18 protein-coding genes are annotated in these 18,173 nt (G+C 70.6%); 9 read left to right on the top strand and 9 right to left on the bottom strand.

Annotated features, from left to right (window positions below; translation table 11 throughout):
• Nucleotides 1–25: 25 nt before the first annotated feature.
• Both coaE and ABZU99_RS11965 read left to right on the top strand, forming a co-directional pair.
• Complete coding sequence (gene coaE / locus ABZU99_RS11970; RefSeq protein ID WP_356046856.1) at nt 26–634, top strand: dephospho-CoA kinase; 609 nt, start codon at nt 26–28, stop codon at nt 632–634.
• A 178-nt stretch (nt 635–812) separates the two neighbouring features.
• The gene (locus ABZU99_RS11965; protein WP_355939583.1) at nt 813–1,223 is read left to right on the top strand and encodes a tetratricopeptide repeat protein; all 411 of its coding nucleotides are present in this window, start codon (nt 813–815) and stop codon (nt 1,221–1,223) included.
• A gap of 9 nt (nt 1,224–1,232) precedes the next feature.
• Here the strand turns inward: ABZU99_RS11965 and ABZU99_RS11960 are convergent, their stop codons facing one another.
• On the bottom strand, nt 1,233–1,526 hold the full coding sequence (locus ABZU99_RS11960; protein WP_356046858.1) for a DUF6343 family protein: 294 nt from the start codon (nt 1,524–1,526) through the stop codon (nt 1,233–1,235).
• Nucleotides 1,527–1,663: 137 nt separating this feature from the next.
• Here ABZU99_RS11960 and ABZU99_RS11955 point away from each other — a divergent pair, with 137 nt between their 5' ends.
• Nucleotides 1,664–2,872 carry an ADP-ribosylglycohydrolase family protein gene (locus ABZU99_RS11955; protein ID WP_356046860.1) on the top strand — a complete coding sequence of 403 codons (1,209 nt, stop codon included), beginning with the start codon at nt 1,664–1,666 and terminating at the stop codon, nt 2,870–2,872.
• A gap of 97 nt (nt 2,873–2,969) precedes the next feature.
• Here ABZU99_RS11955 and ABZU99_RS11950 read toward each other — a convergent pair whose 3' ends face one another.
• Nucleotides 2,970–3,677, bottom strand: coding sequence for a methyltransferase (locus ABZU99_RS11950; protein ID WP_355939589.1), 708 nt, complete (start codon nt 3,675–3,677; stop codon nt 2,970–2,972).
• A gap of 56 nt (nt 3,678–3,733) precedes the next feature.
• A complete protein-coding gene (locus tag ABZU99_RS11945; protein ID WP_355939592.1) occupies nt 3,734–4,957 on the bottom strand; it encodes an aromatic acid exporter family protein in 1,224 nt (407 codons plus the stop codon).
• 72 nt (nt 4,958–5,029) lie between these two features.
• Here ABZU99_RS11945 and ABZU99_RS11940 point away from each other — a divergent pair, with 72 nt between their 5' ends.
• Nucleotides 5,030–5,515 carry a type II toxin-antitoxin system PemK/MazF family toxin gene (locus tag ABZU99_RS11940; protein ID WP_355939856.1) on the top strand — a complete coding sequence of 162 codons (486 nt, stop codon included), beginning with the start codon at nt 5,030–5,032 and terminating at the stop codon, nt 5,513–5,515.
• Nucleotides 5,516–5,530: 15 nt separating this feature from the next.
• On the opposite strand, the gene ABZU99_RS11935 is transcribed toward ABZU99_RS11940, so the two are convergent.
• A complete protein-coding gene (locus ABZU99_RS11935) occupies nt 5,531–6,073 on the bottom strand; it encodes a DUF1697 domain-containing protein (protein ID WP_355939595.1) in 543 nt (180 codons plus the stop codon).
• A 93-nt stretch (nt 6,074–6,166) separates the two neighbouring features.
• Here ABZU99_RS11935 and ABZU99_RS11930 point away from each other — a divergent pair, with 93 nt between their 5' ends.
• Nucleotides 6,167–6,823: a uridine kinase gene (locus ABZU99_RS11930; RefSeq protein WP_355939859.1), complete on the top strand. Its 657-nt coding sequence runs from the start codon at nt 6,167–6,169 to the stop codon at nt 6,821–6,823.
• A 38-nt stretch (nt 6,824–6,861) separates the two neighbouring features.
• On the opposite strand, the gene ABZU99_RS11925 is transcribed toward ABZU99_RS11930, so the two are convergent.
• From ABZU99_RS11925 to ABZU99_RS11910, 4 genes are all read right to left on the bottom strand, one after another.
• Entirely contained in the window at nt 6,862–7,521 is a 660-nt protein-coding gene (locus ABZU99_RS11925) for a DUF4360 domain-containing protein (RefSeq protein WP_355939598.1), read from the bottom strand.
• A gap of 29 nt (nt 7,522–7,550) precedes the next feature.
• Nucleotides 7,551–8,204: a DUF4360 domain-containing protein gene (locus ABZU99_RS11920; protein ID WP_355939601.1), complete on the bottom strand. Its 654-nt coding sequence runs from the start codon at nt 8,202–8,204 to the stop codon at nt 7,551–7,553.
• 334 nt (nt 8,205–8,538) lie between these two features.
• Nucleotides 8,539–9,069, bottom strand: a complete 531-nt coding sequence (locus tag ABZU99_RS11915; protein ID WP_356046873.1) for a methylated-DNA--[protein]-cysteine S-methyltransferase — start codon at nt 9,067–9,069, stop codon at nt 8,539–8,541.
• Between the two features lie 173 nt (nt 9,070–9,242).
• The gene (locus ABZU99_RS11910) at nt 9,243–10,136 is read right to left on the bottom strand and encodes a glycerophosphodiester phosphodiesterase family protein (RefSeq protein WP_356050448.1); all 894 of its coding nucleotides are present in this window, start codon (nt 10,134–10,136) and stop codon (nt 9,243–9,245) included.
• A gap of 166 nt (nt 10,137–10,302) precedes the next feature.
• Here ABZU99_RS11910 and uvrB point away from each other — a divergent pair, with 166 nt between their 5' ends.
• From uvrB to ABZU99_RS11890, 4 genes are all read left to right on the top strand, one after another.
• Nucleotides 10,303–12,426 carry an excinuclease ABC subunit UvrB gene (gene uvrB / locus ABZU99_RS11905; RefSeq protein ID WP_355939607.1) on the top strand — a complete coding sequence of 708 codons (2,124 nt, stop codon included), beginning with the start codon at nt 10,303–10,305 and terminating at the stop codon, nt 12,424–12,426.
• Nucleotides 12,427–12,931: 505 nt separating this feature from the next.
• Nucleotides 12,932–13,510 carry a TerD family protein gene (locus tag ABZU99_RS11900; protein ID WP_356050447.1) on the top strand — a complete coding sequence of 193 codons (579 nt, stop codon included), beginning with the start codon at nt 12,932–12,934 and terminating at the stop codon, nt 13,508–13,510.
• Nucleotides 13,511–13,642: 132 nt separating this feature from the next.
• Nucleotides 13,643–15,586: a TerD family protein gene (locus tag ABZU99_RS11895; RefSeq protein ID WP_355939612.1), complete on the top strand. Its 1,944-nt coding sequence runs from the start codon at nt 13,643–13,645 to the stop codon at nt 15,584–15,586.
• Nucleotides 15,587–15,813: 227 nt separating this feature from the next.
• The gene (locus tag ABZU99_RS11890) at nt 15,814–16,809 is read left to right on the top strand and encodes a TerC family protein (protein ID WP_355939615.1); all 996 of its coding nucleotides are present in this window, start codon (nt 15,814–15,816) and stop codon (nt 16,807–16,809) included.
• 25 nt (nt 16,810–16,834) lie between these two features.
• Here the strand turns inward: ABZU99_RS11890 and ABZU99_RS11885 are convergent, their stop codons facing one another.
• Nucleotides 16,835–18,145, bottom strand: a complete 1,311-nt coding sequence (locus tag ABZU99_RS11885) for an MFS transporter (protein ID WP_355939617.1) — start codon at nt 18,143–18,145, stop codon at nt 16,835–16,837.
• Nucleotides 18,146–18,173 lie beyond the last annotated feature (28 nt).

The raw sequence follows: 18,173 nt of genomic DNA, 5'->3' as shown, positions 1-18,173 counted from the left end.
CATCGGCCCGTATAGCGTGGGCCCCATGCTGAAGCTGGGGCTCACAGGCGGAATCGGGGCGGGCAAGAGCGAGGTATCGCGGATTCTGGTCTCGTACGGAGCGGTGTTGATCGACTCGGACCGGATCGCTCGCGAGGTGGTCGAGGCAGGCACGCCTGGACTCGCCGCCGTCGTTGCCGAGTTCGGGCCCGAGATCCTGGCCGCCGACGGCGGCCTGGACCGGCCCCGGCTCGGCGGCGTCGTCTTCAGCGACCCGGAGCGGCTGCGCGCGCTGAACGCGATCGTCCACCCCTTGGTCCGTGACCGCTCCGCCGAGCTCCAGGCCGCCGCCGGGCCGGACGCCGTCGTCGTCCATGACGTCCCGCTCCTCGTCGAGAACGGACTGGCCTCGCTGTACGACATGGTCATGGTCGTGGATGTCGCGCCCGAGACCCAGCTCGACCGGCTGGTACGGCTGCGGGGCATGGCCGAGGACGAGGCGCGGGCGCGGATGGCGGCGCAGGCCACGCGCGCGGAACGACTGGCCGTCGCCGATGTCGTCATCGAGAACGACGGCCCGATCGAGGCGCTGGAACCGCAGGTCGCGAAGGTATGGGCGGATCTGCTGGAGCGGAGGTCCGAGGCCGCGGGCTGACCTGGGCCCGACCGCTCGATCCGGTGTCGGGGCTTGGCGGGACGCGTGGCGGGGAATGCGGCGTAAGGGGCGGTTGTTGGGCCCCCGTAGCGACGATCATTCGTGAAGCACCACCTCATCCACCGGAGATCACCCCACCCTCGCCTTACCGATCACGCGCCCGGGGAAGGAAACGGCTGTGCCCGAGCCCACGCCCGAGACCCATGTCATCGACTACCGCGCCGCGGAGCAGCTGCTCGCAGCCCGAGACCCGCGGGGCGCCGTCAAGCTGCTCGACTCGGTCATCACCGCCCACCCCGAGAACACCGCGGCCCGGCTGCTGCGGGCCCGAGCCTTCTTCGGCGCGGCCCAGCTGCGCTCGGCGGAGCTGGAGTTCCAGCTCGTCCTGGAGCGCGAGCCGGACAACGCCTTCGCCCACTTCGCCCTGGCCCGCACCCTGGAGCGGGCCAACCGGAGGGACGAGGCCACCCGCCACTTCCGCCTCGCGGCGGCGCTCGACCCGCGCCCGGACTTCGTCGAGGCGGCTCGATTCGAGGACAAGGGGGATCAGGGAGCCAAGGGGGATGAGGGCGGCAAGGGCGCCGCGTAAGGGCTCCCCCTAGCGTGGCCGACCGCGCCGGCGCCCGGCGACCGGTGCGTACGGCGGCACATTACGGCCGGGCTGATAGTGCGGCCCCTGCCGGAGATGCCGGATGACGAAGACCAGATCCGCGAAGGTGAGGGCGGCGAGCACCGCACAGGCGGCCGCCCACCCGGGGCGTCCGGCGGCCGCGAAGGCCACCGCTCCGCCGAGCGTCCACAGCAGTCCCCACGCGGCGAGCCACAAGCGCATCCGCAGCGGGCTGCGCGCGTGCAGGGGCTCGTCACCCGTCCGCATCAGCCGCATCGACATCACACCGCCTCTCCTGCTGTGCCCCTACCCACCTCCCGGCTTTCCCCATTCGAATCTACCGCCGTAGGGCGGTCCCGGGGGCGCTGCGATCATGTGGTGATCAGTTCGACGAGATGCATTGCGACGAGGAGCCGCCAGTGATCCGCGAGTCATGGGACGAATCGGCCGCCAAGCGGGCCCGGATCCGCGGCTGTCTGCTGGGCGGGGCCATCGGCGACGCCCTCGGAAACCCCATCGAATTCCTCTCCCTGCACAGGATTCGCGAGATCCATGGGGACGCGGGGGTCACCGCGCTCGTCCCGGACGAGAGCGGAGCCGTCGGCCGCGTCACCGACGACACCCAGATGACCCTGTTCACGGCGGAGGGCCTGATACGGGCCCACGCCAGGGCCTCGGCCAGGGGCATCGGCGGCGCCGCGACCGCCATGGTCCGCCACGCCTATCTGCGCTGGCTCGACACCCAGAACCACCCCGCCCCGCCGCCCCCCAAGGTCGCGAACGACCCGGTCCGCTCCGGCTGGCTGCGCACCGAGCCCTGGCTCTACGCCCGCCGGGCCCCCGGCAACGCCTGCCTCTCCGGGCTCACCCAAGAGCACATCCCCGCCCCGGACACCCCGCTCGACGGCACCCCCGGCCCGGTCAACTCCGACTCCAAGGGCTGCGGCACCGTGATGCGCTCGGCGCCCTTCGGCCTCACCGGCCGGGACCCCCGCCACTGCTTCGAGCTCGCCGCCCGCTGCGCCCAGATCACCCACGGCCATCCGACGGGCTACTACACCGCGGGCGCCCTGGCCGCGATGATCGCCTGCCTCCTCCAGGGGGAATCGCTCGAAGGGGCTGCCCTGCGCACCCTGGAGCTGCTCGCCCGCTACCCCGGCCATGAGGAGACCACCGCGGCCCTGCGCGCGGCGATCGACCTGGCCGCCGAGGGCGATCCGAGTCCCGAGAAGACGGAATCGCTCGGCGGTGGCTGGGTCGCCGAGGAGGCGCTGGCCATCGCGGTCTACAGCGCCCTGGCCCGGACCCCGGCCCAGAAGATCGCCTACGGCCCCGGCGGCAAGATCAGCTACACCCCCACGCCCCCGCGCACCCCCCTCCAGGCGGCCCTGCTGCTCTCCGTCAACCACTCGGGCGACAGCGACTCCACGGGCTCGATCTGCGGCAACCTCCTGGGCGCCCACCATGGCGACCTCCGTCTTCCCCCGTCCTGGCTGGCCCGGATCGAAGGCCGCGCCGCGATCGCCGAACTCGCCGACGACTTCGCCTTCGAATTCCACCGCTCCGTGGAGCTGTACGAGCCCTACGACGACGTCGTCTTCCCGCGGGACCGGTATCCCCTCAACTAAGCGGTTACGGCGAAGTCAAGTGCTGATCCTTCTCGGCGTCCAAGCCCTCGGCCAGGCCGAACGACGAGGGATCAGCGGCGAACTTCACCGCATCCGCTCAGGGGAGGTCCAGCCGGTACGTGGCGTACTCCACCCTCAGTCCGTCCCGGACCAGCGCCCGCTCGGCCACCACCACGCTCCGGAAGCCCTGCTCGGCCACCAGTCGCCGCAGGTAGGTGAGGTCGCCCGAGCTGCCGAAGAAGACGAGGACGCGGCCGCCGGGGGACAGATGGCGGCGGACGGAGCGGAAGAACGTGGTCATCGCGCAGTAGTTCTCGTCGGTGGTGGCCGCTTCGAGAAGGTCGCGGGCGGGGAACCAGCGGAAGGGCGGATCGAAGACGATCAGGTCGAACCGGCCGTCGACCGCGCTGAAGACATCGCTGTACCGCACGTCGATCCGGTCGGCGACACCGTTGCGCTCGGCGTTGGCACGGGTGGCGGCGATGGCGTGGGGATTGATGTCGACCGCGACCACCTGCCGGGACGTGGCCGCGGCGAGGACGGCGTTGACGCCGCTTCCGGTGCCCATGTCCAGGACGCGGTCGCTCTCCCGTGCCTCGGCGAGCACCGCCTCGCCGAGGAGGTCGGACATGGCGGTGACCGGCTGGACCTCGGGGGGGACCGCGATGGTGCGTCCGAGGTAGTCGAAGGTCTGGCCGTCGGCGCCTTCGGCCTTCGCCGCCCGGTAGGCGGACTCGTGCCACTGGCGGATCCGCGCGGCCTGCTCGGCGGACATGGTCGGGCGGTACGCGGGGACGTCGGTCATCTCCGTACGGTAGGGCGAGCGGTCCGCGGCCTGCACCGGGTTTCCCCGGGGGCGGATCAGGATGTCGCGGAGCTCTTCCGGCGGTCGCCGCGGGACCGGCGGCGGAATTTGTGGAGGAAGGGGAAGCGCCCCCGCACTTCGCGGCTGCTGCGGTCGAGCTCTTCCATGAGGCGCTTGGAGCGCTGCTCCATGTCGAGTTCGGCGAGGATCCGGTCGATCTCCGCGAGGAGGGCACCGTGGAGCTGCCACTGGCGGGGGTGCTCCTGGACGCGGCGCAGCAGGAGCTCGGCCACGCGGTCCCGGCTGCGTTGGGCCTTGGCGAGCTCGCTGGCCAGGCGGGATTCGGCTTCCTCGGCGTTGGCGCTGACCTGAGTGGTGACCAGGACCGCGAAGCTCTCGACGGCGGCGGCCAGATGGGCGAAGAGGTCCTTCAGGGCATCCGCCACCTCCTGCGGGAAGAGGGGTTCGTCCGTCCGCTCTTTGGCGAGGTCGGTCAGGGTGCGGGTCATGACGCGCAGGATGACGGTGCAGATCTCCAGGGTGTCCAGTCCGGTCCGGAGCACCACCCGGTAGAGAAGGCCCTCCTTGACCCGTGGGTTGAGCCGCACGCTGTCCTCCGCCTGCCTGAGGGCGGCATCGACCTGGGCGATGTCGTGGTCGAGGCGGCGGGCCTCGTGGAGACGGGCGGCGGCGAGGGCGACGGGGATCTGGCTGCCGAGCTCCTCGCCGATGTGCAGCAGCAGCTGACGCATCCGGCGGGCGAGGTCCTCGATGGACTTGCCGGCCGTCTCGACCCACACCGGAGGTGCGAAGAAGAGGTTGAAGCCCAGCCCGACCCCCGCGCCGATCAGGGTCTCCAGCACCCGGTCCCAGGCGTAGATGGTCACCTGGGTCACGCCGAGGACGAGCATGGCGCTGATCGCCACTTCCTGGACGAACTCGCCCGCGCGGACGAACCGGCCGATCGTCAGCGAAGCGAGGATGATCAAACCCAGGCTCCACCAGGAGAGCCCGACCAGGGAGCTGAAGCCGATGGCGATCAGCACGCCCACGACCACCGAGTTCACCCTGCGGACGCCGGTGGTGAGGGTCGCGTAGAGGGTGACCTGGACGACGAGGAGCGCGGTGAGCGGAGCGGTCAGCGGGGCGGGCTCCCTGCTGAGCTTGAGGGCGACGACGTAGGCGAGGGTCGCGGCCGCCGCGGAACGCAATGTCTGGACGACGACCGGGTCTCTGCGCCGCTTGACGAGGTCCGCCAATGGGTCGAGAACATCAGGCACGTACTGCCCCTTCCACTCCAGAAGACCTGGCATGTCACCCGCTCTCGCGGACGGGCTAACGTGTCCGTCGTGATCAGGCCATTCAACGGGACCCCTGGGGCCCACGCGGCGAACGGCACCGCGCACGGCGAGGCGCTCCCGGGGAGCACCGGCCCCGCCGCCACCGTCGAAGCCCATCCGCGCCGGGTCGGGCGGGTGCGGACGGAGTACGCACCGGACCCGGACGGGGATCCGGACCCCGGCGAGATCGTCTGGACCTGGGTGCCGTACGAGGAGAACGACGGGCGCGGCAAGGACCGCCCGGTGCTGGTCGTCGCACGCGAGCGCGGCGGAACGCTGCTCGCCGTTCAGCTGTCGAGCAAGCGGCATGACGACGACCGCGAGTGGGTCGGCATCGGCGCCGGGCCGTGGGACCGGGCCGGGCGGGACTCCTGGGTGAATCTGGACCGGGTGCTGCGGGTGCATCCGGACGGGATGCGCCGCGAGGCGTGCGCGCTCGACCGGCCGCGCTTCGACCGGGTCGTGGTGCGGCTGCGGCAGCGGTACGGCTGGGGCTGAGCGGCGGAGCCCGCGTCAGGCGTCGGCCAGGGCCAGCAGTTTGGTGACCGTGTTCCAATTGCGGGCGGTGGCCAGTACGCCGAGCCTGAGGCCGGTGACCTTCGCGGCGAGCTTGGAGCGGCCGATGCCGTCCGGGCAGTGCAGATAGAGCGCGCGGCCGATGAGACGGAACTCGTCCGGGGCGTAGGAGGCCGGGTCCAGGGCGTCCAGCGGGGCGGTGTCGGCGGGCGCGTCCGACAGGAAGACCACATGCAGGGTCTTGGGCTCGGCCGTCGCCTCGGGGTAGGGGTTGGCCTCGATGGTCGCGGCCAGCTCGTCGCGCGTACGCACCAGCACGGGCACGGAGAAGCCGAGGTCGGCGGCGAAGTGCTTCTCGAGCGTCCGGGCCGTCTCCTCGGGCGGGGTGCCGGGGTCGGAGAAGACGATATTGCCGGTCTGAAGGTGGACGGTGACGTCGGTGAAACCGAGGTCGGCCATCAGCTCGCGTTGCCGTGCCATCGGGAATCGCTTGTTGCCGCCCACGTTGATGCCGCGGAGCAGCGCTATCCGGTCTGCCATGGTCGCCTCTCCTCGGGGCCGGGGGATCCGATCGTACGACCGGGGCGGCGAACGGTATGAGCGGACGACCGTGGCGGGACGGCTCACGGCATGATGGGGGGCGTGCGGCTCGAAGCGATCTCCTGGGAACGGCTGACCGACGCGACCGCCGACCGGATCGCCGGACTGACGGCGGCGGACGGCAGCCCCTGGCTCCGGACGGCGATCGACGGGGCCCCGGCGGCGCGCACCGGGGACCTGGCGGCGGCGCTGTCCGAGGCGCTGCGGATACGGGGGCGCCCGGCGCTGGTGGTCGCGGCGGCCGGATTCCGGCGGCCCGCCTCGCTGCGCTACGAGTACGGGCGGCGGGACGCCGACGCGTACTACGACCGCTGGCTGGACACAGGTGCCCTGTGGCGTGAGGTCTTCGATCCGCTGGAGCCGGGGGCGGCCGGGACCGGGCGGGTCCTGCCCGATCTGTGGGATCCGGTGACCGACCGGGCCACCCGCAGTCCGTACGCCGAACTGCCCCGGGGCGGGGTGCTGTTGCTCCACGGAGCGCTGCTCCTGGGGCACTGGTTCCCGTTCGATCTGTCGATCCATCTGAGGCTGTCCCCGGCCGCCCTCGCCCGCCGCACCGACGAGGACGAGCAGTGGACGCTGCCCGCCTTCGCGCGCTACGAGGACGAGGTACGGCCGCACGAGACCGCCGATGTGGTGGTGCGGGTGGAGGACCCCCGGCATCCGGCGTGGCACCGCCCGGAGCCGTAGCCCCTCCGCGGCTACGGCTCCGCGGGCTTCTTCCGCGCCTACTTCCCTGCCGGGCATTCCTTCCAGGCGAAGTGATAGGTGGTGCTCACATCGCCGTCCGTCGAGTCCATGGTGATGAAGCTCGTGGTGTCCTTGGTGTTGGACGTGCCGGCGTTGACCCGCAACTCGGTGTTGATGTTGAAGTTGCGGAGTTCGCCGCAGGGCGACCAGACCACGGTGGCGATATCGGCCGTGTCGGTCGTCTGCCAGTTGTCGTCGAAGGTGCCGTTGAAGTCATGCAAGTTGGATGTCGTCTGCGACTGCCCCTGGAAGTAGTACGAGGCTTTCTCGGTGGCGGACGCGCCCTTTTCCAGATGGGCGTAGCCCCGGTAGTCCACGCTGGCGATGGCGTAGGAGAAGCCCTGCGGCACATGGGTGACCAGACTCAGCTGACAGTTCTTTCTGAAGTCGGTCGGCTTGGAGCCCTTGCCCACCTGGGCGAGATAGTCGCTGTACGTCACGGTGAAGGCGGTGTTGTCCTGGGACACGGCCACCGCCGCCGTACCCGCCGGACATCCCGAACCATTGACGGTCGCGACCGTGATTACGATCTTGTCGGGTGGCACGGTGTCGAACGGGGGTTGTGCGTATGCCTGGGAGGTGAGCGCCGAGGCGAATAACGACGCGACCACGCCGCCTGCGTACAGAACACCGGGCATGATTCTCCATTCGAGGGTGGTTTACCGTGCTACTGGCGGGATGAGGGGCATTCCCTCCAGGCCAGGTGGTAAATGGTGTTTGCTCCGCCGTCCGTCGAGTCCATGGCCATGAAGCTGGTGGAGCCGCTCGCGGAGGTGCCCGCGCTCACCCGCAGCTCGGTGTTGATGTTGAAGTTGCGGTCCTGGCCGCAGGGGGCCCACACCAGGGCGCTGTACTCGGTGATGTCGGTGGTCTGCCAGTTGTCGTTGTACGGACCGTTGAAGTCGTGGGTGCGTGACGCCGTGTCCGCCGACCCCTGGAAGTAGTAGCTCGCCTTCTCGGTGCCCCTCGCGCCCCGCTCGAGGTACCCATAGCCGCGGTAGTCGACCTGGGCGATGGCGTAGGTGAACCCCTGCGGTATGTGCACGCCCAGGTTGAGCTGGCAGTTCTTGCGGATGTCGGTCGGGTCCGCACCGGGGCCGACCTGCGCGAGATAGTCGCTGTAGGTCACGGTGAACGCCGTGTTGTCACTGGCGACGGCCACGGCGGCGGTTCCCTTGGGGCAGCCCGAGCCGTTCACGGTCTTGACGCTTATCTGGATCTTTTCCGGCGGCGCATCGGGGGCCGAGGGAACACCTTGGGCGGAAAGGGCCGTGGCGAATAACGCCGCGGCCGCGCCGCCGGCGAGCAGAACACCGGACATGGCTCTCCAATTCGTTCAGCTACGGGGACGTGGTTGAGCCGTGCATTACCTACGTGCGGTCGTTCGGGGGACAGCCGAAGAGCGGAACGGCTGACGAACGGAAACGCTGAAGAGCTGCGGAGCGTTATCGTGCGGTACGTGCTGTACGGCCGATCGCAAGAGATGCCCGGCGGCTGGAAAATGCCAGGGGCAAGGGGCGCCTGGAAGCGGTTCCGGCGCGGTTTTGCCCGGTGCGGGTCCGCGAGCGCTCCTAAGATAAGGGGGAAAGGCGTCAGTCACAAGACCACCGAGGATTTCCGGCGCAATATTTCTGTCCCGGGATCAGAAGAACGATTCAGAAGAGGGGTTGCGGAAGAACCCCTTCCAGGGCCAGCAGGGTGCGCTTGGTCTCCAGACCGCCGCCGAAGCCGCCTATCCCGCCGCCGCTCTCGACGACCCGGTGGCAAGGGACCACGACCGGAAGGGGATTGCTGCCCATGGCCACCCCCACCGCGCGGGCGGCACCCGGCTCGCCGACCCGGTCCGCGAGGTACTGATAGCCGACGACCGTCCCGTAGGGAACGTGGGCGGCCAGCTCGCGCAGTACCCGGCGGTTGAAGCCGGTGATCAGCGACCAGTCCAGGGGGACGGTGAACTCCTTGGTGTCCCCGGCGAAATAGCTCTCCAGCTGCCGTAGCGCCGTGGCCAGATGCGCGGGGGAGCCGGGCCCCGGGGGTGAGGCCGGGGCGGTTGGCCCGGTGCCCAGGCGGCGGGTCAGGCGCGAGACGGCCTCGGCGGCCGTCTTCTCGTCGACGTGGAAGACCACCTGGGCCAGCCCCTGGCCGGTGGCCGCGAGCAGCAGGGGGCCGATGGGCGTGTCCAGCACCGCCCAGGACCAGGCGTGTGTGTCGTGCGCCTCGGGCCGCTGCTCCGGCTGCGGCGGTGTCCGCCGCTCTGCGATCGTCACGCTGCCAGCGTAGGCGCGACCACTGACAGCGCCCCGGCGGCCGTCGGCCGCCGGGGCGCTGTGATCGGAGCCTGCCGGTCGGGCCGGACGGATCAGTCAGCCTCGTCCAGGGCGTCCCGGACCACATCTGGCTTGTTGGTGATGATGCCGTCCACGCCCATCCGGGCGACCGAGACCGCGGCCGGGCCGTCGTTCACGGTCCAGGTGAAGACCTCCAGCGGCCGGCGGTGCGCGCCGTTCAGCGACTGGACCTCGGCCACGTAGTCGGCGTCGATGGTCTTGTAGCCCGGGTTGATCTGGTCGGTGAACTCGGCGTACTCCGGCAGATCGGCGACGGCCGGGGTGCCCAGGAAGCCGGTCTTCACGTCCGGCCGCAGCCGGTGGACCGTCCGCACGGCGTCGGCGCTGAAGCTCTGGATGATCAGCCTCCGCTTGTGCCGGTGGTTCAGCCAGCCCTCCCTGCGCAGCTCCCGCAGCGTCTGGCGCTCGATACCGGGATACAGCTCGGGCGCCTTGAGCTCCATCAGAAGCTTCTGGTGGTTGTCCGAGACCCGGTCCATGTACTCGTCGAGCGTCGGCACGGACTCGCCCGTGAACTCCGGGCCGAACCAGCTTCCGGCGTCCAGCTTCTCGATCTCGTCGAGGGTGAAGTCCGAGATGTTCCAGGGCGCGCGGTCCGGGAAGACCTGCTCCACATCGGTCGTACGGCTGAGCGTGGTGTCGTGCATGATGATCAGCTCGCCGTCCTTGGTGCGCTGGACGTCGTTCTCCACCCAGTCGATGCCCAGATCATCGGCGGCGTCCACGGCGGCCAGGGTGTTCTCCGGCGCATAGGCGGAGGCACCTCGATGGGCCACGGTGGCCGGGTGGCGGTGGTGCCCATGGCCGGTGGTCCGGGCCGCCGCCGTGGGCGTGGCCATGGGGAGGAAGAGCGCGGACATGCCCAGGAGCGCGCCGGTCAACGCGGCGGCGGGGCGGATCTGCATACGGACTCCTCGCGTCGTCTGATGACTCGCGGACGGGCAGAGGGTCCCAGACGCTCCGTACCCGGGGATAGATATCGAACGGGGGACAGATACCGGCCAGGCTACGGTTCGTGGTCGGCGCATGACGCTCCGGCCATTGTCGGTGGCGAGTCGTACGGTGGGTGTCATGCGGCCCGTAACCCAGATCGAACGCAAGGTGGCGCCCTTCGAGGTCGTCAGCCCCTATCGGCCCAGCGGCGACCAGCCGACGGCCATCGCCGACCTCGACCGGCGCATCCGTGCGGGTGAGCCCGATGTCGTGCTGCTCGGCGCGACCGGCACCGGTAAGTCCGCGACCACCGCGTGGATGATCGAGAAGCTCCAGCGACCGACTCTGGTCATGGCGCCCAACAAGACCCTCGCCGCCCAGCTCGCCAATGAATTCCGCGAGCTGCTGCCGAACAACGCGGTCGAGTACTTCGTCTCCTACTACGACTACTACCAGCCCGAGGCGTACGTCCCGCAGTCGGACACCTACATCGAGAAGGACTCCTCGATCAACGAGGAGGTGGAGCGTCTGCGCCACTCCGCGACCAATTCGCTGCTCACCCGGCGCGATGTGGTCGTCGTGGCATCCGTCTCCTGTATCTACGGCCTCGGCACGCCGCAGGAGTACGTGGACCGCATGGTGCCGCTCAAGGTCGGCGAGGAGATCGACCGCGATCAGCTGCTGCGCCGCTTTGTCGAGATTCAGTACACCCGCAATGACATGGCGTTCACCCGGGGCACCTTCCGGGTCCGCGGCGACACCATCGAGATCTTCCCGGTCTACGAGGAGCTCGCGGTCCGGATCGAGATGTTCGGCGACGAGATCGAGGCGCTGTCCACGCTCCACCCGCTCACCGGCGAGGTGATCAGCGACGACCAGGAGCTCTATGTCTTCCCGGCCAGCCACTATGTGGCCGGGCCCGAGCGCATGGAGAAGGCCGTCGCCGGGATCGAGTCCGAGCTGACGGAGACCCTCGCCAAGCTGGAGAAGCAGGGCAAGCTGCTGGAGGCCCAGCGGCTGCGGATGCGCACGACCTACGACATCGAGATGATGCGCCAGATCGGCACCTGCTCCGGCATCGAGAACTACTCGCTGCACATCGACGGCCGCGAGACCGGCACCCCGCCGCACACCCTGCTCGACTACTTCCCGGACGACTTCCTCCTGGTCATCGACGAGTCGCATGTCACCGTGCCGCAGATCGGCGCGATGTACGAGGGTGACGCCTCCCGTAAGCGGACGTTGATCGAGCACGGCTTCCGGCTGCCCTCCGCCCTCGACAACCGCCCGCTGAAGTGGGAGGAGTTCCTCAAGCGCGTCGGCCAGACGGTCTATCTCTCGGCCACCCCGGGTCCGTACGAGCTCTCGCGGGGCGACGGCTTCGTGGAGCAGATCATCCGGCCGACCGGCCTCGTGGACCCCGAGGTCGTCGTCAAGCCCACCGAGGGCCAGATCGACGATCTGATCCATGAGATCCGCACGCGCACCGAGAAGGACGAGCGCGTCCTGGTCACCACCCTCACCAAGAAGATGGCCGAGGACCTCACCGACTACATGCTCGAGCTGGGCATCCAGGTGCGCTATCTGCACAGCGACGTGGACACCCTGCGCCGGATCGAACTGCTGCGCGAGCTGCGCGCCGGCGAGTACGACGTGCTGGTCGGCATCAACCTGCTGCGGGAGGGTCTCGACCTGCCGGAGGTCTCGCTGGTCGCCATCCTCGACGCCGACAAGGAGGGCTTCCTGCGCTCCGGCACCTCGCTGATCCAGACCATCGGCCGTGCCGCCCGTAACGTCTCGGGCCAGGTCCATATGTACGCCGACAAGGTCACCCCGTCGATGGCGAAGGCCATCGAGGAGACCAACCGCCGCCGCGAGAAGCAGATGACGTTCAACAAGGAGAACGGAATCGATCCGCAGCCGCTGCGCAAGAAGATCAACGACATCGTCGCGCAGATCGCCCGCGAGGACGTCGACACCAAGCAGCTGCTGGGCACCGGCTACCGCAAGTCGTCCGAGGGCACGGACCAGAAGGCGGGCAAGACGGGTAAGGCGGCCAAGGGAGCCAAGGCCAAGGCCGGTAAGGACGGCGCGCTGACCGACCGTCCGGCCGCCGCGCTGGCCGAGCAGATCGAGGAGATGACCGATCGGATGCGGGCCGCGGCGGCGGAGCTGCAGTTCGAGGTCGCGGCCCGACTGCGCGACGAGGTGGCGGAGCTGAAGAAGGAGCTGCGGCAGATGAAGGAGGCCGGGGTCAGCTGACCAATGGGGCGCCCCGGGCGACCCCCGGGCGTCCGGTGCCTCCGCCGGGGGCGCCCGGTGCCTCCGCCCGGAGCGCCCGGTTCCTCCGCCAGGGGCGTCCGGTTCCTCCGCCAGGGACGCCCGGTGCCTCCGCCAGGGACGCCCGTTGGCTCCGCCCGGGGCGTCCGGTCCCGCCGGGGGCGTCCGGTTCCTCCGCCAGGGACGCCCGGTGCCTCCGCCCGGAGCGCCCGGTTCCTCCGCCAGGGACGCCCGGTGCCTCCGCCGGGGGCGTCCGGTGCCTCCGCCGGGGACGGCCGTTGGCTCCGCCCGGAGCGCCCGGTTCCTCCGTCAGGAGCGCCCGTTGGCTTCTCTGTGTTGCAAGACCGACACAAAAGCCCGCTCACCCGACCACTGCCCCGGCGGCAGTGCATAGGGTTTTTCCCTGAGGGCCGTGCACACGGCGCGGCCACGGCCGCACAGCCGCGGCGGCCACGGGGAATTCGAGAGACGAGAGTAGGGACAGCGCGTGACGGTCAATATGTCCAAGGGACAGGCCATCAGCCTGCAGAAGGCCGACGGGGGCACCCTGACCGCGGTGCGGATGGGGTTGGGCTGGCAGGCGGCGCCCCGCCGCGGGCTGTTCGGATCCCGTACCCGGGAGATCGACCTCGATGCGTCGGCGGTGCTCTTCGCCGACAAGCAGCCGATCGACGTCGTCTTCTTCCGCCATCTGGTGAGCGACGACGGCTCGGTGCGCCACACCGGTGACAACCTGGTCGGGGGCGCGGGCCAGGGCGGCGACGACGAGGCGATCCTGGTCGATCTGCAGCGGGTGCCGGTGCACATCGACCAGATCATCTTCACGGTCAACTCCTTCACCGGTCAGACCTTCACCGAGGTGCAGAACGCGTTCTGCCGGCTGGTGGACGAGACCAGCGGCCAGGAGCTGGCGCGCTACACCCTCACCGGCGGCGGGCAGTACACCGCGCAGATCATGGCCAAGGTTCAGCGGGCGAACGGCGCCTGGCAGATGAAGGCGGTCGGCGAGCCGGCCAACGGGCGCACCTTCCAGGACCTGATGCCGCATATCCTGCCGCATCTGTAAGCCCATACGTATGCCGCGTCCGCAAGCGGCGTCTTCCGTCGTCGGCCCGGTGGTGCACTGCCCGCCGGGCCGACGCGCTCACGCAGCACCTGGCGACACGCAGACAACGGAACACAACGAGGGGAAGCGGCGATGACGGCCGAGCTGGTCCGAGGGCAGAACCACCCCCTGCCCCAGACCCGTTTGGAGATCCGGGTCTCGGCGGGTAATCCGATCGTGGCCGGGGCGACACTCGGCGATGAGCAGGGCACGGTGCGCGGCGCCGAATGGGTCGCGCATCCCGCCTCGCCGCAGCTGCCCGGGATGGAGGTGCCCAGACAGGCGGCGGCGGACCACCGGCTCGCCGTCGACCTCGGTGCGATGCCCGAGAGCGTCCACCGCGTCACGGTGCTGCTCGCGCTGCCGGCCGGCGTCGGCGGCCCGGTCCGGTTCGGGGCCATGGCCGCGCCGTTGGTCGCCGTCACGGGGCTCGACGGCGCCGAGATCGCCAGCTACACGATCACCGACCTGGACGTGGAGTCCGCGGTGGTCGCCCTGGAGCTGTACCGCAGGCAGGGCGCCTGGAAGGTGCGCGCCGTCGGTCAGGGATACGCGGGCGGGCTGGCCGCGATGCTCCTGGACCAGGGGCTGCCGCAGGGCGCCGAGCTCGCCGCGGAGATCAACGAGGCGGTGGTGCGGGGCATGGCCCGCTCGGTCGCCCAGCCCCCGCCCCGCCCCGCGGGCGGCGGACGGGTGCGTACGGCCGCGGCGGGCGGCAGCGCCGCCGGAGGGCCGGCCGATCCGGCGGCCCCCGCTCAGCCGCAGATCTCGCCGCAGCCGCAGCAGGCCCCCGCCGCACCGGCCGGGGGCGGGCCCATCAACTACCAGCACCCGGGCCGCCGTTCGGCCTCGCCGCCCCCGCCCCCGCCGGTCGCGCCGCCCGCCCCGCCCGGACAGCCCGCCCAGCCGGTGGCGGGCGACGCGACCGGCTGGACCATGGACGAGCGGCTCTACAACCAGGTCTGGGGGATGTTCGAGGATCTCGCCCGGACGACGGCGGCCTATCGCAGCGCCGTGGACTTCGCCGACTCCCGGATGGAGCAGGAGCTGGACCGGGTGCTCTCCGATCCGCGCACCCGGGTGGGCCCGGCCGCCGACTCCGCCCGCACGGAGGCCCGCGCCAAGCACTCCGGCCTGGTCGAGCAGGCGCGCACCGCCCTCGAGCGGGATCTCGCGCAGCTCGCCGCCGAAGCCGAGGTCGTGGAGCACGCGCTGCCGCCCGCGTACGCCCGCTGGGACAGCCCGGTCTGGCAGGGCTATCAGGTGCCGATGGAGATTCCGATGGCTTTGCGCCTCGGCGATCTGCACCTTCCGGAGCGCACGGATCTGCGCATCCCCATGCTGGTGCGGCTGCCGCTGGAGCGCGGGCTGTGGATCGACGCCGGCCGCGGAACGGGCTCCGCCGAAGGGGCGCTCATGGACTCCGGGGAGCTGCGCCGGCTGGCGGCGGCCACGGCGGTCGCGCTGGCCGCGCGGCTGCTGGCCGTCTATCCGGCGGGTGAGTTCGCGGTGCGGGTGATCGACCCGGCGGGCACGGCCACGGCGGCCTTCGCCCCCCTGCTGGGGTCCGGTGTGCTGCGCGAGCCGCCCGCGGCCGGGGCCCAGGGGGTGGCCTCGGTGCTCGCCGGGCTGACCCGGCGGGTCGATCTGATGCAGATGGCGGTCCGCAGCGGCGCCGCGGACGCGCTGCCGCCGGATGTGGACGTCGCCGAGCAGCTGCTGATCGTCAATGACTTTCCGCACGGCTTCGACGACCGGTCCGTCACTCAGCTGCGCTATCTGGCGGACGAGGGGCCCTCGGTGGGCGTGCATCTGATGATGGTGGCCGACCGGGAGGACGCGCGGGAGTACGGGCCGGTGCTCGACCCGCTGTGGCGGTCGCTGATGCGACTCACCCCGGTCGCCGACGACCACCTCGCCGACCCCTGGGTCGGCCATGCGTGGACGTACGAGCCCTCGCTGGCCCCGGCGGGCAGCCGGATCCTCCACGACGTTTTGGGGAAGGTGGTCAGGGCCCGGCAGTCATATGGCCGTTGACCTGCACTCTTGTGCAAGTCTTTACTGTTCCATGGGTATTCCTGTACTCTCGTGGGTGCGGAGGGGAGTACTCCTGTAGCGGTGTCCCCGTCACCACGGATCACGTCCGGCGTCCCATGAGGCCGGGCGGAATCCCGGGGCGCCGGTCCGTTGCCCGCTCGGGCACGGACGGAAGAGACCTCCGGCAGCGACGACGCTGAGATTGCCGTACGAATGCCGGAGGAACCGTGGACGTCTCCTTGACCATGTGGGCGCTGACCATCGCGGGTCTCAGCGCCCTCATCGCCATCGACTTCTTCATAGGCGGCCGCAAGCCGCATGAGGTCTCCCTCAAGGAGGCCGGGATCTGGACCGCCGTCTGGATCGTCCTCGCCGGGCTCTTCGGGCTCGGGCTGTTCCTCTTCGCGGGCGGACAACCCTCCGGTGAGTTCTTCGCGGGCTTCATCACCGAGAAGTCGCTGAGCGTCGACAACCTCTTCGTCTTCGTCCTGATCATGGCGAAGTTCGCGGTGCCGCCCATCTACCAGCAGCGGGTGCTGATGGTGGGCGTGCTCATCGCGCTGGTGCTGCGGGCGGTGTTCATCGCCGGCGGCGCCGCGATCATCTCGACCTTCTCCTGGGTCTTCTACCTCTTCGGGGCCTTCCTCATCTGGACCGCGTGGAAGCTCATCCAGGAGGCGCGCGCCGATGAGCCCGAAGAGGAGTACGAGGAGAACCGGCTGCTCAAGATGGTCGAGCGGCGCTTCCCGTCCACCGACGCATACCACGGCACCAAGCTGTTCATCGTCGAGAACGGCAAGCGGCTGATGACTCCGATGCTGATCGTCATGCTGGCGATCGGCACCACCGACGTCCTCTTCGCGCTGGACTCGATACCCGCCATCTTCGGCCTCACCCAGGACCCGTACATCGTCTTCACCGCCAACGCCTTCGCGCTGATGGGCCTGCGCCAGCTGTACTTCCTGATCGGCGGGCTGCTCAAGAAGCTGGTCCACCTGTCGTACGGCCTGTCCGTCATCCTCGGCTTCATCGGCGTGAAGCTGGTGCTGCACGCGCTCCACGAGTCCGGGGTGCATGTCCCGGAGATCAGCATCCCGGTCTCGCTCGGCGTCATCGGTGCGGTGCTCGCCGTCACCACGGTCACCAGCCTCTACGCCTCCAAGAAGCAGGCGCGGGCGGAGGCGGGCGCCCAAGAGCTCGAGAAGGACAGCGCGGACGTCTGACGCGCCGACCGGGGGAGGCCGCCCCTCAGGCGGGCGCCTCCCCGGTCGCCGTCGGCCGCACGGCCGACCGCCCGCCCCAGGGCCGGTCGGCCGTCGGCCGTGTCTCCGGCAGCAGCGCGAAACAGCCCAGGCTGAGCAGGGCGACGCCGGTCAGATACGCGGCGACGCCCCACGGCGGGCCGTCGCCGTGCGAGACCGCGGTCGCGACGATCGGCGTGAGCGCCCCGCCCAGCACGCCCCCGAGGTTGTAGCCGAGCGCCGCGCCCGTGCAGCGCACCCGCGCCTCGAACAGCTCGGGCAGATAGGCCGAGGTCACCGCGAACATGGTGATGAAGGCCAGCAGCGCGCCCAGAAAGCCGAGGAACATCAGCGGCGGCTCGCCGGTGCGCAACAGCGCGATCAGCGGGAACATCCACGCCACGGTGGCCGCGCACCCCACCAGGCACAGCACCCGTCGCCCGAAGCGGTCGCCCAGATGGGCCACGAAGGGGGTCAGCGCGCCTTTCACCGCCACGGCCGCCATGATGCAGCCCAGCATCACCGTGCGGTCCACGCCGAGCCGTTCCGTTCCGTACGCCAGGGACCAGGTCGTCACCGCGTAGAAGACGGCGTAGCCGACCGCCAGCCCGCCCGCGGTGAGCAGGACCAGCCGCCAGTGGCCGCGCACCACCTCGGCCAGCGGCGCGGCGGCGCGCTCGTCGCGTTCGGCGAGCTCCTGGAAGCGCGGACTCTCGGTCAGCTGGGCGCGCAGCAGCAGCCCGGCCCCCGCCAGCACCCCCGCGGCCCAGAACGGCACCCGCCAGCCCCAGGAGCGGAACTGGGCGTCGGTCAGCCCGGCCGACAGGGCCAGCATCGTGCCGTTGGCCAGCAGAAAGCCGACGGCCGGGCCGATCTGGGGGAAGCCCGACCACAGCCCGCGCCGCTCGGGGGGCGCGTGCTCGGCGGTCAACAGGACCGCGCCGCCCCATTCGCCGCCGACCCCGAGCCCCTGGAGAAAGCGGAGGAGGAGCAGCAGGGCGGGGGCGGCGATGCCGATCGAGTCGTACGTCGGTACGAAGCCGACGGCGACGGTCGCCAGGCCCGTCAGCAGCAGTGAGGCGATGAGGACGGGCCGCCGGCCGTGGCGGTCGCCGATGGGCCCGAAGAGCATCGAGCCGAGCGGCCGGGAGACGAAGCCGACGGCGAAGGTGCCGAAGGCGGCGAGGGTGCCGGCGAGCGGGGAGAGGGTGGGGAAGAAGAGTGGGCCGAGGACGAGGGCGGCGGCCGTGCCGTAGACGAAGAAGTCGTAGAACTCGATCGCGGTGCCGGCCAGGGACGCGGCGGCGAGGCGGGCCATGGACGGAGAGCGGTCATGGTGCATGACG

Origin of the sequence: Streptomyces sp. NPDC005266 (assembly GCF_040607655.1) — a bacterium.
Taxonomy (GTDB): Bacteria; Actinomycetota; Actinomycetes; order Streptomycetales; family Streptomycetaceae; genus Streptomyces.
The sequence above is the reverse complement of the archived record's forward strand: the minus strand, read 5'-3'. Positions and strand labels throughout refer to the sequence as shown.